The 442-nt window shown below is 66.5% G+C and carries 1 protein-coding gene; it reads right to left on the reverse strand.

Features of this window, described 5'->3' with window-relative positions; translation table 11 throughout:
- A partial coding sequence (locus NE591_RS12435) for a DEAD/DEAH box helicase (RefSeq protein ID WP_371130601.1) occupies positions 1-195 on the reverse strand: 195 nt, incomplete at its 3' end.
- Between the last annotated feature and the right edge of the window lie 247 nt (positions 196-442).

The following is a 442-nucleotide window of genomic DNA, read 5'->3' on the forward strand; positions in this document are numbered from 1 at the left end:
GAAGCGCGAGAGCACTTCCACGGTGACGTCGAAGGGGTCGAAGCGGTCTTTGAAGGAGGTGTAGTGCTGCTGGGCCAGAATGGTGGTCGGACAGAGCACCATCACCTGCTTGCTGTCCTGAGTGGCCTTGAAGGCGGCGCGCAGGGCCACCTCGGTCTTGCCGAAGCCGACGTCTCCGCAGATGAGACGGTCCATCGGTCGCGGCGATTCCATGTCGTGCTTCACATCGGCGATGGCGGCGAGATGGTCGCGGGTCTCGGTGTAGGGGAAGGCCTACTCCATCTCGCGCTGCCAGGGGGTGTCCGGCGAGAAGCGGAAGCCCTGGGTGGCGGCGCGGCGGGCGCACACGTCCACGAGGTCGAAGGCGAGCTTCTTGGTGGCCTTGCGGGCGCGGTTCATGGCCCGAGCCCAGTCGCTCGTGTTCAGGCGGGTAAGACGGGGG

It is taken from the genome of Adlercreutzia sp. DFI.6.23 (genome assembly GCF_024462535.1).
GTDB lineage: Bacteria > Actinomycetota > Coriobacteriia > Coriobacteriales > Eggerthellaceae > Adlercreutzia > Adlercreutzia rubneri.